Raw genomic sequence first — 13,648 nt, forward strand, 5'->3', positions numbered from 1 at the left:
ATGGCGTTGCATGGATTCCTTCAAGGCTTTCGGAGCTATGCGCACACGCAGGCTTTGGGGAGTGCCTTGAAGGCGCTTCAGGAGGAAGGCCTGGACCAGCTGCCGTTGCCCGGCAGCGGCCAGACGCTGGAGCGCTTCAGCCGTTTGGCGCAAGTGGCCGGGCATGATTTGCGCCTGTGCAAGTTGTTCGAAGGCCATACCGATGCCTTGGCGATCATCGCTGAGCTCAACAGCCCCTTGCCGCCTTTGGGCAGCGTTTGGGGCACCTGGGCCGCCGAGCCGCCCACGGCCAAGGTGCGCGTGCAGCGCGACGGCCACCGGTTGGTCGTCGACGGGCGTAAAGCCTGGTGTTCGGGCGCGGCGGTAGTCACCCATGGGCTGCTGACCGCCTGGGACGAAGAGGATCGCCAGCAACTGGTCGCCGTGGACATGCAGCAACCCGGCATCAGCGTGACTGACGAAGGCTGGAATGCCGTGGGTATGGCTGCCACGGGCAGTGTCGAGGTGGTGTTCGACGACGCCCGCGGCATCGCGGTCGGCGGCCCGGGGGATTACTTGTCACGCCCAGGCTTCTGGCAAGGCGGAATCGGCATCGCCGCGTGCTGGTATGGCGGCGCACAACGCCTGGCCGAGGTGCTGCGCGAGCAATGCGCGAAACACCCGGAACCGCATGCGCTCGCCCATTTGGGCGCGGTAGACAGCGTGTTCAACAGCGCCGCTTGTGTGTTACGCGACAGTGCTGAACAGATCGACCGCGAACCCCAGGCCTGTGCGCGACAGCTTGCCCAACTGGCACGTGCCTGCGTCGAAGATACGGTTGAGCAGGTCATGCGCCATGTCGGTCGCGCGGTCGGTGCAGGGCCGTATTGTAAGGACCCGCACTTTGCCCAACTGATGGCCGACTTGCCGGTGTATATGCGCCAAAGTCATGCAGAACGCGACTTGGCGGCGTTGGGCGAGTTGGCCGCTGCAGACTCCGCACGGAGGTGGCATCTATGAAAGCTAATCCGATCGTCGGCCAAGGTACCCCGCTGCATCAGTGGCAGACGTCGTCGCACATGGCCGATCTGCCCGAAATAAGCGTCGCGCAGTTGGTGCCCGAAGGCCATCGCGCGGTGATCATTGCCCCTCATCCAGACGATGAAGTGCTCGGTTGTGGCGGCCTGTTGCAAGGCTTGGCCATGCTTGGCCGGCCGATTCAGCTGATCTCCGTGACCGACGGCAGCGCCAGTCACCCAGGCTCCAGGCGTTGGCCGGTGGAACGCTTGAGCGTGGTGCGCCCGCAGGAATCGGCCCAGGCCCTGCATCGCCTCGGCTTGCCGCTGCACAGTTTGAAATGGCTGCGCGCGGGCTTCGCCGACAGCCAAGTGGCTGCGCGCGAGGAGCAATTGAGCGCGTTCATCCAGCGTTATCTCAAGCCCACCGACGTGGTGTTCACCACCTGGCGCGAAGACGGTCATTGCGACCACGAAGCCGTCGGCCGCGCCAGTGCCAAAGCCGCCAAGGCGGTGGGCGCGACGTTGTATGAGTTGCCGGTATGGACCTGGCACTGGGCGACGCCCGAAGACAGCCAAGTGCCGTGGCACCGCGCACGCAAGATCCCGCTGACACCCGAGGCGGTGGCGCGCAAACGCCACGCCATCCACGCCTTCGCCAGCCAGCTGGAGGGCGACCCGCAGATCGGCCTTCCGCCCGTGCTCGCACCTTATGTGGTGGAGCGTTTGCTGCAACCTTTTGAAGTGGTGTTTGTATGAGTGTTGCCACGCCGTATTTCGATCAGCTGTTCGACGGCAATGACGATCCCTGGGCGTTTCGACAACGCTGGTACGAGCAGCGCAAACGCGCCTTGACCCTGGCGGTACTGCCCCGGCCACGCTACGCGTCGATCTTCGAACCCGGCTGCGCCAATGGCGAACTGAGTGCTGAACTGGCGCCGCGCTGTGATCGGCTGGTGTGCTGTGACACGGCCGCCGCTGCCGTGGCGCTGGCAAAAACCCGGTTACTGGGCTTTCCCCACGCCCAGGTGCAGCAAAGCCGCCTGCCCGAGCAATGGCCGGCGGGCTCGTTCGAACTGATCGTGTTGAGCGAGCTGTGCTACTACCTCGACGCCGAGGACTTGCATCGCTTGGTTGACCGCGCCCTCGCCTCGTTGACCGAAAACGGGCAACTGCTGGCCTGCCACTGGCGCCCAACCATCGAGGGCTGCCCGCAAACCGCCGAACAAGTGCATGCCCTGTTGCAACAACGGCTGGGCATGCCGGTTATGGTGCAGCATCACGAGCGTGATTTTCTACTCGACCTGTGGAGCCGTGACGGCGCCTCGGTCGCGTCCGTAGAGGGCTTGCGATGATCGGCATTCTGATCCCGGTGCATAACGAAGAAGCGCTGCTGGCTGAATGCCTGAAAGCCGCATTGATTGCCGCCAGCCATCCTGGTTTGCTGGGCGAGGCGGTAGAAATTCTGGCGGTGCTCGACAGCTGCAGCGATGGCAGTGCGGCGATTGCCCAGGCATACCCGGTGCAGAGCCTGCACGTGCAAGCACGCAATGTCGGGCATGTACGCGGCGTCGGTGCGCGGCATTTGTTGAATCAAGGCGCGCGCTGGATCTCCTGCACCGACGCCGACAGCCGCGTGGCCCCCGACTGGCTGGTGGCGCAATTGGCGTTGGGTGTCGACGCAGTGTGCGGCACCGTGACCGTGGACGCCTGGAGCGAAGGCTTTGACCCGGCGGCGCAAATTCGCTACACCCAGGCCTACCAGGCCCGCGACGGCCATCGGCATATCCACGGCGCCAACTTGGGCGTGAGTGCCGGTGCCTATGTGCGGTCCGGAGGGTTCGAGCCGTTGGCCTGCCAAGAAGATGTGCAACTGGTGCGTAACTTGGAACGCTGTGGCGCATCGATCGCCTGGAGCCATTCGCCGCAAGTGATCACCAGCGCACGCCTGGAATGCCGTGCCCAAGGCGGCTTCGGCGATTACTTGAAGAGCCTGATGCAGACCACTTAAAAAAAACGAGATTGCAAGATGTAAAAGTGCCGAATCCTTGACTATGCTGAGCAAGCCTTGCTGGCCATCCCAGTTGGATGGCAGCACCTCACCGCAGCGGAGCCTGCGGTACAACAAAAAGCGTCGTCCCATTCTCGGGAAACGGCCCAGCACGAATCGACAAGGATGTGACACCCATGAAACTCGCCGCCTTAAGCGAGGGCCGTCGCGGCCCCGCGCAAATCTGGAACAGCGCCCCGCAGTTGGCGCAAATCCCCATTATCAGCCCCTCCTCTCTGGTGCCCCGAGGCGCACGCGTCGTCGTTATCGCGCCGCACCCGGGGGACGAGGTGCTGGCCTGCGGGGGCTTGCTGCAACTGCTCAGCACCCTGGAGCATCCGCTCCTGCTGATCTCAATCACCGACGGCAGCGCCAGCCATCCGGGTTCCCACGCCTGGCCGGCGAGCCGCCTGAGTGTGATTCGCCCCCAGGAGAGCGCCGAGGCTTTGCGTCGTCTGGGTATGCCACTGCATAGTTTGAAGTGGATTCGTGGCGGCTTTTGCGACGATGCCTTGGCCGCCCGTGAGCAGCCGATGAGCCAATTTATCGCGCGCTACCTGCAAGCCGGTGATGTGGTGTTCACCACCTGGCGCAACGACGGCAAAGACGACCATGACGCCGTCGGCCGTGCCACTGCCAAGGCTTGTAGCCTGGTAGGCGCGCGGCTCTATGAGCTGCCCATTTGGGCCTGGCACTCGCCCGCGCGCGACGGTGCGATGATCCCGTGGCAGCGTGCACGCAAAGTGCGCCTGGACACCTGGAGCGTGGCGCGCAAACTGCACGCCGTGCATGCGTACGCCAGCCAATTGGTCGGCGACCCGGCCATCGGGTTGGCACCCATGCTCGCCCAGGACCTGCTGGAACGCATGCGCGAGCCGTATGAGATCGTGTTTGCCTAGGCTTATGTATCGCAGTGTGTACGCAGCGTTTAACCCGGGGCACTTGCTGAAACACCGCCGTTGCAGTTCGGTGCGCTGGCCATGGCGCATGCTGAAATGCCCGAGCCGCGAACGCCGGCCAGTCAGAGCCTAACCCCCCTTCGGCGCGCTCAAGCACATCAAGGCCGGCCTGCTCGATGCGGCGTAAGCGACAGCGATCAACGCGCTTATTGCAATGCCAAAATCAATGGCCAAAGCTGCGGCAACATTCGCGACAGCAACCTGCGTAACGAATGTGAAACCCTGAAGCGTTGAGCTATCAATCACGTGGGGCCAGCGGCTTTTAATCGATACTGGCCCTGCGAACTTGAACGCATCAGTTGTTTTAGCGCCTGCCCATCTCTTATCCTCGTGACCACCTATGCCCCCGTCGATACCGGAGTTCACATGGACCTCGCCACGCTCGCCCTCTTCCTCCCCGCCTGCTTCGCCCTGAACATGGCGCCCGGCCCCAACAACCTGCTGTCGGTCAGCAACTCCACCCGCTACGGCTACCGTACCTCCTGCCTCGCCGGTCTCGGCCGGCTGCTGGCCTTCGCCGGCATGATCGCCCTCGCTTCCGCTGGCCTGGCGGTGGTGTTGCAAACCTCGGAGTTGTTGTTCTACGCAATCAAGATTCTGGGCGCGGCGTATCTGTTTTATTTGGCGTTTCAGCTGTGGCGGGCTAATCCGCAGGCAGAGGCTGAGGCCGCTGCGGGCAAGGTGGGATTATGGGCGTTGGCGCGTCAGGAGTTTCTGGTGGCGGCGGGCAACCCGAAGGCCATTTTGATCTTCACCGCGTTCCTGCCGCAGTTTGTAGTGCCGGGCCAGCCGATCACGCCGCAATTTGCACTGCTGGGTGCGATGTTCCTGATGCTGGAATGGATTGCCATCAGCGCCTACGCGTATATGGGCCTGCATATGCGCCGCTGGTTTGCGGAGCCACGTGGCAAGCGGATTTTCAATCGCTGCTGCGCGGGGTTGTTGTCGGCGGCGGCGACGGTGTTGTTGATGGCCCGCCGGGCGTGAGTCGCCGCCGGCGAGTATCCCAACACTGCTGCGAGGGTCTATGAGGATTTACCGAGGCTATATCGACTGCCTCAACCAGCAGGACTGGCAACGCCTCGGCGATTTCGTGCATTCGCAGGTGACTTACAACGCCAACACGGTAGGCCTGGCGGGCTACCGCGCCATGCTGGAACGGGACTTTCGCGAAATCCCGGATTTGGTGTTTCGTGTCCAACTGCTGATCGCCGACCCACCGACCATTGCCAGCCGCTTGAACTTCAATGTGAGCCCACGAGGCGAATTCTTCGGGCTACCGATCAACGGCAGGACGGTGAGCTTCGATGAGAACGTATTCTATGAAATCGTCGATGGGAAAATCGCCCGCGTTTGGTCGGTGATCGATAAGGCGGCTATCGAGCAGCAGCTTTGATGGATAAACACCGAGGAGACCTGAGATGACTCCCAAAAACACGCTCTGCCTCTGGTACAACGGCACCGCACTGGAAGCCGCCCTCTTCATGCCAAGGCCTTTCCCGACAGCGCCGTGAAGGCCGTGCACTCCGCCCGCGGGTGAGTTAACTGAATTGGGCGGGAGACCTGAGATGACTCCCAAAAACACGCTCTGCCTCTGGTACAACGGCACCGCACTGGAAGCCGCCCTCTTCATGCCAAGGCCTTTCCCGACAGCGCCGTGAAGGCCGTGCACTCCGCCCGCGGGTGAGTTAACTGAATTGGCTTGCGTGGTACGAGCGCGCAGTTGACACATTCCGTCACATCCATTGAAGATGGAGGCCTTATTCAGGGTGTGCCCACACATGTCTGCATCGTCTTTCGTTAACCTTTGCGCCATTGGCTTGATTGCCAAGGCGCAAGGTTGCGTGGCGCACGCCCTCAAATCGAAGAAACAGTCGCTCATGTGACCGGGGCGCGCTGTCCCGTCAGATGAGCTGACAGGACATTGAGCGCGACGGACCTCCCTCCCTTTGCACAATTGCCTCTGCCCTTCTGACGGTGACTCAAGCGGTCAACCATCAGGAGAAAGTGCATGTCATCGTTTCAAGGTATCTGGGTTCCCATCGTCACACCGTTTCATGACGGCGCCATCGACTTTATCGGCCTGCGCCGACTGGTCAGCCACCTGTTGGAAAAGCACGTGGCCGGGATCATGGTGTGCACCACCACCGGCGAAGCCGCAGCCTTAAGCCGCCAGGAACAGCTGGCCGTGCTGGATGCGGTGCTGCAGCTGGTGCCCGCGCACCGCGTGGTGATGGGCCTGGCCGGCAACAACCAAATCGAACTGCTGCAGTTCCAGGCCCACATCCTGCAGCGCCCGGTGGCCGGTTTGTTGGTGCCGGCGCCAAGTTACATCCGCCCGTCCCAGGCCGGCCTTGAGGCGTTTTTCCGCACGGTGGCGGATGCGTCCAGCGTGCCGATCATCCTGTATGACATCCCCTACCGAACCGGCGTGACCTTCGAACAGGCTACGCTGCTGAACATCGTCAAACATCAGCGAATCGTCGCAATCAAGGATTGTGGCGGCAACCTGGCAACCACCTTGGCGCTGCTCGCCAGTGGCGACGTGGACCTGTTGTGCGGCGAGGACCTGCAGATTTTCAACGCGCTGTGCCTGGGCGCCAGCGGTGCGATTGCGGCCTCAGCACATGTGCGCACCGAGGACTTTGTGGCGCTGTGCCAGCAAGTGCGGGATAACCGGCTCACCGAAGCCAGGGCGACTTTTTTCAAGTTAGTGCCGTTGATCAACACCCTGTTTATGGAGCCTAACCCGGCGCCGGTGAAGGCCGCGCTGGCCCTGCAAGGGTTGATCGGCAGTGCGTTGCGCGCCCCGATGCAAACCGCCAGCACGGCCGTAATAGAGCGGTTGCAGCAGGTCTCAATCAGCGGCGCTTAATCATCAAAACCCGTTCATGCGCCAAAAAAAGACATCCACAGGACCGCCCGGTTGCGACCGGCGCGATCCCGGCCTATGTTCCAAGCCATGCTTTGCATTTTTGCTGTCCCGCACCCAATCCTCTTGCGTATCAGGTGACGACATGCCCACCCTTTCCCGCCCCGCCGTGCTCGAACTGATCGGCAATACGCCGCTCGTCAAGGTCAGCCGTTTTGATACCGGCCTGTGCACGTTGTTTCTCAAGCTTGAATCGCAAAACCCCGGCGGCTCGATCAAAGACCGCATCGGCCTGGCGATGATCGACGCCGCCGAACGCGATGGCCGCCTGCGCCCCGGCGGCACCATCATCGAAGCCACCGCCGGCAACACCGGCCTGGGTCTGGCGCTGGTCGGCCGAGCCAAAGGCTATCGGGTGGTGCTGGTAGTGCCCGACAAAATGTCCACCGAGAAAGTGCTGCACTTGAAGGCCATGGGCGCCGAGGTGCATATCACCCGCTCCGATGTCGGCAAGGGCCACCCCGAGTATTACCAGGATGTGGCCGCGCGCCTGGCCAAGGACATTCCCGATTCGTTTTTCGCCGACCAATTCAACAACCCGGCCAACCCGCTGGCCCACGAAACCAGTACCGCCCCGGAAATCTGGGCGCAAACCCAGCATGATGTGGACGCGATTGTGGTCGGTGTCGGCTCGGCCGGCACCCTCACCGGCCTGACCCGCTTTTTCAAACGGGTACAGCCGGAGCTGGCCATGGTACTGGCCGACCCGGTGGGTTCAGTGATGGCCGAATACAGTCGCAGCGGCAAGATGCAAACCCCTGGGTCGTGGGCCGTGGAAGGCATCGGCGAAGACTTTATCCCCTCGATTGCCGACCTCTCCAGCGTGCGCCACGCCTATTCGATCAGCGATGAAGAAAGCTTCGACCACGCCCGGCAACTGCTCAAGGCCGAAGGCATTCTGGGTGGCTCGTCCACCGGCACCCTGCTCGCCGCTGCGCTGCGGTATTGCCGCGAGCAAACCGTCCCGAAACGCGTGGTCACCTTCGTCTGCGACACCGGCACGCGCTACCTGTCCAAGGTCTACAACGACCAGTGGATGAACGACGCGGGCCTGCTGCAATACAAACACTACGGCGACCTGCGCGACCTGATCGCGCGCCGCTTCGAAGATGGCCGCGTGATCAGCGTGAGCCCCGACGATACGCTGCTCACCGCCTTCCAGCGCATGCGCCTGGCCGACGTCTCGCAACTGCCGGTGCTGGTCGATGGCCAGAAGCTGGTGGGCGTAATCGATGAGTCCGACATCCTGCTGGGGCTGCATCACGACGCCGCGGATTTTTCCATGCTCGTCGCCAGCGCCATGTCCGACACCTTGCAAACCCTGGCCCCGAGTGCCAGCCTGACTGAACTGCAGGCGGAACTGGATCGCGGCCTGGTCGCCATCATCGCCGACGCCTCAGGCTTCCACGGCCTGATTACTCGCGTCGACCTGCTTAATCACCTACGGAGATCCCTTGCATGAGTCAGCCCGATAAAAGTGCGTTTGCCACCCGCGTGATCCACGCTGGGCAATCACCCGACCCGACCACGGGCGCGCTGATGCCGCCGATCTATGCCAACTCCACCTATTTGCAAGACAGCCCCGGCGTGCACAAGGGCTTTGACTATGGCCGCTCCCACAACCCCACGCGGTTTGCCCTGGAACGTTGCGTGGCCGACCTTGAAGGCGGTAGCCAGGCGTTTGCCTTTGCCTCGGGGCTGGCGGCGATTTCCACCGTGCTGGAACTGCTCGATGCCGGCGCGCATATCGTCTCCGGCAACGACCTGTACGGCGGCACCTTCCGCCTGTTCGATAAAGTGCGCCAACGCAGCGCCGGGCACCGTTTCAGCTTTGTCGACCTGAGCGACCTGTCGGCATTTGAAGCGTCATTGCAGGACGACACGCGCATGGTTTGGGTCGAAACCCCGAGCAACCCACTGCTGAGCCTCACCGACCTGAGCGCCATCGCACGCATCTGCCGTGACCGCGGCATTATCTGCGTGGCCGACAACACGTTCGCCAGCCCATGGATCCAGCGCCCGCTGGAGCTGGGTTTCGACATCGTGGTGCACTCCACCACCAAATACCTCAACGGCCACTCTGACGTAATCGGCGGCATCGCCATCGTCGGCCATAACCCGGAACTCGCCGAGCGCCTGGGCTTCCTGCAAAACTCAGTCGGCGCGATTGCCGGGCCTTTCGATGCGTTCCTGACCCTGCGCGGGGTAAAAACCCTGGCGCTGCGCATGGAGCGCCATTGCAGCAATGCTCTGGATTTGGCCACTTGGCTGGAAAAGCAGCCGCAAGTGTCGCGCGTTTACTACCCAGGCCTGGCCTCACATCCGCAGCATGAGCTGGCACGTCGACAAATGCGTGGGTTTGGCGGGATGATTTCGGTGGATTTGAACAGCGACCTGGCCGGCGCTACGCGCTTCCTGGAAAACGTCAAGATCTTCGCCCTGGCCGAGAGCCTCGGCGGCGTGGAAAGCCTGATCGAACACCCGGCGATCATGACCCATGCCAGCATTCCAGCGGCGACGCGGGCGCAGCTGGGCATTGGCGATGGGTTGGTGCGGTTGTCGGTGGGCGTTGAGGATGTGGAAGACCTGAGGGCCGATTTGGCCCAGGCGTTGGCGCTGATCTAACCCATTGATCGTTCCCACGCTCCGCGTGGGAATGCCGCCTGGGACGCTCCGCGTCCTGCCTGGAAAGGGTGACGCAGAGCGTCACGGGATGCATTCCCACGCAGAGCGTGGGAATGATCAAATGTGGGAGCCTGCTCCCACAGGTGTTTAGAGGCGGCCTGACAGCCGACCTGATCTTGGGCTGAACTCAATCTAATGTGGGAGCTGGCTTGCCTGCGATGGCATCAACTCGGTGTACCTGATACACCGAGGTGTCTGCATCGCAGCGGTGCGGCGATCCGACAAGCCAGCTCCCACATTTGGATCTCAATACATCAGGCAGATGGGTGTGCTGCTCAGGCTGTACTCCCACATGCCTACCCTGTGTTAGGCCGCTCCGCGTCCTGCCTGGAAAGGGTGACGCAGAGCGTCACGGGATGCATTCCCACGCAGAGCGTGGGAATGATCAAATGTGGGAGCCTGCTCCCACAGGTGTTTAGCGTCAGGCTGAGGTGATGTTGGCGCGTGCCGAGTGCAGCTTTTTGTAGCTCTCGATCAAGCGCAAATGCCGGTCCAGCCCTTCCAGCTTCAGGCTGGTCGGCGTCAAGCCATAGAAGCGCACCGTGCCGTTCACCGAACCAATCACCGCATCCATCCGCTCGTTGCCAAACATGCGGCGGAAGTTGGCCTCATAATCCTCAAGCGCCAAGTCCTCGTCCAGGTGCATCTCCAACACCGCATTCACCGCCTGGTAGAACAGCCCGCGCTCAACGGTGTTGTCGTTGTACTGCAGGAACATTTCCACCAACTCCTTGGCGTCTTCGTATTGCTGCAAGGCCAGATAAATCAGCAGCTTCAACTCAAGGATGGTCAGTTGGCCCCACGCGGTGTTGTCGTCGAACTCGATGCCGATCAAGGTGGTGATGTCGGTGTAATCGTCCAGCTCGCTTTCCACCAGACGCTCAGCCAAGGCCTTCAGCTCGTCATCGCTGAGGCTGTGCAGGTTGAGGATGTCGGCGCGGAAAAACAGTGCCTTGTTGGTGTTGTCCCAGATCAGATCATCCACCGGGTAGATTTCCGAGTAGTCCGGCACAAGGATGCGGCACGCGGTGGCGCCGAGGTGTTCGTACACCGCCATGTAGGACTCTTTGCCCATGCCTTCCAGAATACCGAACAAGGTCGCGGCTTCCTGGGCGTTGGAGTCTTCACCCTGGCCCGAAAAGTCCCACTCGACGAATTCGTAATCCGATTGGGCGCTGAAGAAACGCCACGAGACCACGCCGCTGGAGTCGATAAAGTGCTCGACGAAGTTGTTCGGCTCGGTCACCGCGTGGCCTTCAAAGGTCGGCTGCGGTAAGTCGTTCAAGCCCTCGAAGCTACGGCCCTGGAGCAATTCGGTGAGGCTGCGTTCCAGCGCCACTTCCAGGCTTGGGTGGGCGCCGAACGAGGCAAACACGCCGCCGGTGCGGGGGTTCATCAAGGTCACGCACATCACCGGGAATTCACCACCCAAGGACGCGTCCTTGACCAACACCGGGAAGCCCTGGGCTTCCAGGCCCTGGATACCGGCGAGAATCCCCGGGTATTTGGCCAGCACTTCAACGGGTACGTCGGGCAGTGCGAACTCGCCTTCGATGATCTCGCGCTTGACCGCACGCTCAAAAATCTCCGACAGGCACTGCACCTGGGCTTCGGCCAGGGTATTGCCCGCGCTCATGCCGTTGCTGAGGTAGAGGTTTTCGATCAGGTTGGACGGGAAGTACACCACTTCGCCGTCGGACTGGCGCACGAACGGCAGCGAAACAATACCGCGCGCTTCATTGCCCGAGTTGGTGTCGTACAGGTGCGAGCCACGCAGTTCGCCATCGCGGTTGTAGATTTTCAGGCAGTAGGCGTCGAGAATTTCAGTCGGCAGCTCGTCTTTGCGCCCCGGCTGGAACCAGCGCTCATCCGGGTAATGCACGAACGGCGCGTTGGCCAGCTCCTCACCCCAGAACTGATCGTTGTAGAAGAAGTTGCAGTTGAGCCGTTCGATAAACTCGCCCAATGCCGACGCCAGTGCGCCCTCCTTGGTCGCGCCCTTGCCATTGGTAAAGCACATCGGCGAGTGTGCATCGCGGATATGCAGCGACCACACGTTAGGCACGATATTGCGCCACGAAGCGATTTCAATCTTCATGCCCAGGCCGGCGAGAATGCCCGACATGTTGGCGATGGTCTGCTCCAGCGGCAGGTCCTTGCCCGCAATGTAGGTGCCGGCTTCTGACGTGGAGCTTGGCATCAACAGCGCCTGAGCATCGGCGTCGAGGTTTTCGACTTCCTCAATGACAAACTCCGGCCCGGCCTGCACGACTTTCTTCACCGTGCAGCGGTCGATGGAACGCAGGATGCCCTGTCGGTCCTTGTCGGAAATGTCCGCCGGCAACTCGACCTGGATCTTGAAGATCTGGTTGTAGCGGTTTTCCGGATCAACGATGTTGTTCTGCGACAGGCGAATATTGTCCGTAGGGATGTTGCGCGTTTGGCAATACAGCTTCACAAAGTACGCCGCACACAACGCCGACGAAGCCAGGAAGTAATCGAACGGACCCGGGGCCGAACCGTCGCCTTTGTAGCGAATCGGTTGGTCGGCAATCACCGTGAAGTCATCGAACTTGGCTTCAAGCCGAAGGTTGTCGAGAAAGTTGACCTTAATTTCCATGCGGGCACACCAGAACGAGCTAAACAAATTGGCCGCCATTATGAAGATTTTCGCCGGGAAGTCTCAGGGTTTTCCGAATTGCCTGCCGATCGGTGCCTCTTTGCATGCTATGCGGAACAGCCCATGTCCATCACCGATAACCTCCTCGCCTTCACCTTCGCCGCCACCCTGCTCACGCTCACGCCCGGGCTCGACACCGCGCTGGTGTTGCGAACCGCCACGGTAGAAGGCAAGCGCCAGGCGCTGCAGGCCACCCTGGGCATCAACGCCGGTTGCCTGTTGTGGGGCGCGGCCGTGGCCTTTGGCCTGGGCGCGCTGATCGCGGTGTCGGAGTTGGCGTACAACCTGCTCAAGTACTGCGGCGCCGCGTACCTGGCGTGGCTGGGACTGAACATGCTGCTGCGCCCGCGCCACTCACTGTCAACGGTTGAGGCCGAAAACAAGCCCAGTGGCAACTGGTTCCTTAAGGGCATGCTCGGCAATGTGCTGAACCCCAAAGTGGGGATTTTCTACGTGTCGTTTTTGCCGCAATTCATTCCCCAAGGCCATTCGTTGGTTGCCTGGACCTTCGGCCTAGTGAGCATTCATGTGGTACTGGGCCTGGCGTGGTCGCTGGTGCTGATTGGCGCCACCCGGCCCCTGTCCGGATTTCTGCGCAAGGAAAAGGTCATCCGGTGGATGGACCGCACCACCGGCCTGATCTTTGTGTTGTTTGCCGCGCGCTTGGCGTTCAGCAAACGCTAAGCCTTAGCGCAGGCGAATGGAGAGTTCGATGTCATCGGCAAACGCCACCGACAAATAGCCATTCGCAGGATCACGCACGCGCGCCAGGTATTGCGGGCAGTAGTCGGTGTTGTCAGCCACCACCAGCGCGCCGGCGCGCAGGTGGTTTTCCACCAGGTTCAGCACATCGCCATACAGGGCCTTGGCGCCGTCCAGCAGCAGCAAGTCGACCGCTTCCGGCATGTCTGTGGCCAGGGTGACCAGTGCATCGCCTTCACGAATGTCGATCAGGTCGTTCACGCCGCCTTCAATGAAATGCTTGCGCGCCAGTGCGATCTTCGAGGGCTCGAACTCACTGCCAATCAACACGCCGCCACCGTTGTCGCGCAGCGCGGCGGCCAGGAACAACGTGGACAGACCGAACGAGGTGCCAAACTCGACAATCGCCCGCGCCTTACTGCTGCGCGCCAGCATGTAGAGCAAGTGGCCGGTGTCGCGGGAGACCGGCAGCCACAGGTCTTTGAGCATCGTGTAGAGCTCAAGGTAGTCGGTTTTGCTGTGCATCATCCGCTCGCGTTCTTCACGCGATACGCTGCTGATGAGCGGGCTGGTCGCCGCGCCGGCTTGTGCGTAAAGGCGTTCGATCAAGGGCGCCAGTGGCGCAGAGGTCAGGGTTGCCATGAT

General features: G+C 61.7%; 13 protein-coding genes and 2 pseudogenes. 13 read left to right on the forward strand and 2 right to left on the reverse strand.

What is annotated here, in order from left to right; translation table 11 throughout:
* The 12 genes and pseudogenes from GJU48_RS12690 to GJU48_RS12735 all read left to right on the forward strand — a co-directional run bounded on the left by GJU48_RS12690 (window position 1) and on the right by GJU48_RS12735 (window position 9,561).
* Window positions 1-999, forward strand: coding sequence for an acyl-CoA dehydrogenase family protein (locus GJU48_RS12690; RefSeq protein ID WP_094950101.1), 999 nt, complete (start codon window positions 1-3; stop codon window positions 997-999).
* On the forward strand, window positions 996-1,754 hold the full coding sequence (locus tag GJU48_RS12695) for a PIG-L deacetylase family protein (RefSeq protein WP_094950102.1): 759 nt from the start codon (window positions 996-998) through the stop codon (window positions 1,752-1,754). Before GJU48_RS12690 ends, GJU48_RS12695 begins: the two co-directional genes overlap by 4 nt.
* The gene (locus GJU48_RS12700; protein ID WP_094950103.1) at window positions 1,751-2,350 is read left to right on the forward strand and encodes an SAM-dependent methyltransferase; all 600 of its coding nucleotides are present in this window, start codon (window positions 1,751-1,753) and stop codon (window positions 2,348-2,350) included. The genes GJU48_RS12695 and GJU48_RS12700 overlap by 4 nt, the downstream gene beginning before the upstream one ends.
* Window positions 2,347-3,006, forward strand: coding sequence for a glycosyltransferase (locus GJU48_RS12705; RefSeq protein ID WP_094950104.1), 660 nt, complete (start codon window positions 2,347-2,349; stop codon window positions 3,004-3,006). The genes GJU48_RS12700 and GJU48_RS12705 overlap by 4 nt, the downstream gene beginning before the upstream one ends.
* Window positions 3,007-3,182: 176 nt before the next feature.
* Window positions 3,183-3,944, forward strand: coding sequence for a PIG-L deacetylase family protein (locus GJU48_RS12710; protein ID WP_094950105.1), 762 nt, complete (start codon window positions 3,183-3,185; stop codon window positions 3,942-3,944).
* Window positions 3,945-4,370: 426 nt separating this feature from the next.
* Window positions 4,371-4,991 (forward strand): LysE family translocator, encoded by a 621-nt coding sequence (locus tag GJU48_RS12715; RefSeq protein WP_094950121.1) that lies wholly within the window; start codon window positions 4,371-4,373, stop codon window positions 4,989-4,991.
* A 40-nt stretch (window positions 4,992-5,031) separates the two neighbouring features.
* Entirely contained in the window at window positions 5,032-5,400 is a 369-nt protein-coding gene (locus GJU48_RS12720) for an ester cyclase (RefSeq protein WP_155296005.1), read from the forward strand.
* A 25-nt stretch (window positions 5,401-5,425) separates the two neighbouring features.
* Window positions 5,426-5,541, forward strand: a pseudogene (locus GJU48_RS25240) (VOC family protein); the annotation flags it as partial.
* 31 nt (window positions 5,542-5,572) lie between these two features.
* A pseudogene (locus GJU48_RS25245) lies at window positions 5,573-5,688 on the forward strand (VOC family protein); the annotation flags it as partial.
* Window positions 5,689-6,015: 327 nt separating this feature from the next.
* The gene (gene dapA, locus GJU48_RS12725) at window positions 6,016-6,879 is read left to right on the forward strand and encodes a 4-hydroxy-tetrahydrodipicolinate synthase (RefSeq protein ID WP_094950124.1); all 864 of its coding nucleotides are present in this window, start codon (window positions 6,016-6,018) and stop codon (window positions 6,877-6,879) included.
* Between the two features lie 142 nt (window positions 6,880-7,021).
* The gene (locus GJU48_RS12730; RefSeq protein WP_094950125.1) at window positions 7,022-8,398 is read left to right on the forward strand and encodes a pyridoxal-phosphate dependent enzyme; all 1,377 of its coding nucleotides are present in this window, start codon (window positions 7,022-7,024) and stop codon (window positions 8,396-8,398) included.
* Complete coding sequence (locus GJU48_RS12735; protein WP_094950126.1) at window positions 8,395-9,561, forward strand: cystathionine gamma-synthase; 1,167 nt, start codon at window positions 8,395-8,397, stop codon at window positions 9,559-9,561. Before GJU48_RS12730 ends, GJU48_RS12735 begins: the two co-directional genes overlap by 4 nt.
* 481 nt (window positions 9,562-10,042) lie before the next feature.
* On the opposite strand, the gene GJU48_RS12745 is transcribed toward GJU48_RS12735, so the two are convergent.
* Window positions 10,043-12,241: an OsmC domain/YcaO domain-containing protein gene (locus GJU48_RS12745; RefSeq protein ID WP_094950127.1), complete on the reverse strand. Its 2,199-nt coding sequence runs from the start codon at window positions 12,239-12,241 to the stop codon at window positions 10,043-10,045.
* A 123-nt stretch (window positions 12,242-12,364) separates the two neighbouring features.
* Here GJU48_RS12745 and GJU48_RS12750 point away from each other — a divergent pair, with 123 nt between their 5' ends.
* Window positions 12,365-12,985 (forward strand): LysE family translocator, encoded by a 621-nt coding sequence (locus tag GJU48_RS12750; RefSeq protein WP_094950129.1) that lies wholly within the window; start codon window positions 12,365-12,367, stop codon window positions 12,983-12,985.
* Window positions 12,986-12,988: 3 nt separating this feature from the next.
* Here the strand turns inward: GJU48_RS12750 and GJU48_RS12755 are convergent, their stop codons facing one another.
* A complete protein-coding gene (locus GJU48_RS12755) occupies window positions 12,989-13,645 on the reverse strand; it encodes an O-methyltransferase (protein WP_094950130.1) in 657 nt (218 codons plus the stop codon).
* Between the last annotated feature and the right edge of the window lie 3 nt (window positions 13,646-13,648).

The sequence above is a fragment of the Pseudomonas sp. IB20 genome (genome assembly GCF_009707325.1).
Classification (GTDB): Bacteria; Pseudomonadota; Gammaproteobacteria; order Pseudomonadales; family Pseudomonadaceae; genus Aquipseudomonas.

What these genes read in the sequence shown, in the direction of transcription:
- GJU48_RS12690 (WP_094950101.1), top strand. Translation starts at nt 1, where the DNA reads ATGGCGTTGCATGGATTCCTTCAAGGCTTTCGGAGCTATGCGCACACG.
- GJU48_RS12695 (WP_094950102.1), top strand. Translation starts at nt 996, where the DNA reads ATGAAAGCTAATCCGATCGTCGGCCAAGGTACCCCGCTGCATCAGTGG.
- GJU48_RS12700 (WP_094950103.1), top strand. Translation starts at nt 1,751, where the DNA reads ATGAGTGTTGCCACGCCGTATTTCGATCAGCTGTTCGACGGCAATGAC.
- GJU48_RS12705 (WP_094950104.1), top strand. Translation starts at nt 2,347, where the DNA reads ATGATCGGCATTCTGATCCCGGTGCATAACGAAGAAGCGCTGCTGGCT.
- GJU48_RS12710 (WP_094950105.1), top strand. Translation starts at nt 3,183, where the DNA reads ATGAAACTCGCCGCCTTAAGCGAGGGCCGTCGCGGCCCCGCGCAAATC.
- GJU48_RS12715 (WP_094950121.1), top strand. Translation starts at nt 4,371, where the DNA reads ATGGACCTCGCCACGCTCGCCCTCTTCCTCCCCGCCTGCTTCGCCCTG.
- GJU48_RS12720 (WP_155296005.1), top strand. Translation starts at nt 5,032, where the DNA reads ATGAGGATTTACCGAGGCTATATCGACTGCCTCAACCAGCAGGACTGG.
- dapA (WP_094950124.1), top strand. Translation starts at nt 6,016, where the DNA reads ATGTCATCGTTTCAAGGTATCTGGGTTCCCATCGTCACACCGTTTCAT.
- GJU48_RS12730 (WP_094950125.1), top strand. Translation starts at nt 7,022, where the DNA reads ATGCCCACCCTTTCCCGCCCCGCCGTGCTCGAACTGATCGGCAATACG.
- GJU48_RS12735 (WP_094950126.1), top strand. Translation starts at nt 8,395, where the DNA reads ATGAGTCAGCCCGATAAAAGTGCGTTTGCCACCCGCGTGATCCACGCT.
- GJU48_RS12745 (WP_094950127.1), bottom strand. Translation starts at nt 12,241, where the DNA reads ATGGAAATTAAGGTCAACTTTCTCGACAACCTTCGGCTTGAAGCCAAG.
- GJU48_RS12750 (WP_094950129.1), top strand. Translation starts at nt 12,365, where the DNA reads ATGTCCATCACCGATAACCTCCTCGCCTTCACCTTCGCCGCCACCCTG.
- GJU48_RS12755 (WP_094950130.1), bottom strand. Translation starts at nt 13,645, where the DNA reads ATGGCAACCCTGACCTCTGCGCCACTGGCGCCCTTGATCGAACGCCTT.